General features: G+C 38.9%; 1 protein-coding gene. It reads left to right on the top strand.

Going from position 1 to position 208, the window contains the following annotated elements; translation table 11 throughout:
* Window positions 1-25 precede the first annotated feature (25 nt).
* The coding region (locus FH871_RS34410) for a hypothetical protein (protein WP_138995322.1) at window positions 26-208 on the top strand (183 nt) is incomplete at its 3' end.

A 208-nucleotide genomic window follows, 5' to 3' on the forward strand; every position in this document is an offset into this window, starting at 1 on the left:
CTGATAACTATGAGGAGGAGAAGCTTTGACCGATTTTAAGGATGATAAGTCAAAATCTGCTTCCGGAAGCAAAAGTTTCAAGGACCAGATTTTGAATGAATTAGAAGAAGCCAATCGCTTAAAAGGGATCCAAGATGATGGGACGGTCAAATCGATTGTAGAAAGTCTCAACACTGAAAGCAGTCGTGAGATTGATCCTGATTTTAAT

The organism is Larkinella sp. C7 (assembly GCF_006149005.1).
In the GTDB taxonomy this organism is placed as follows: domain Bacteria; phylum Bacteroidota; class Bacteroidia; order Cytophagales; family Spirosomataceae; genus Larkinella.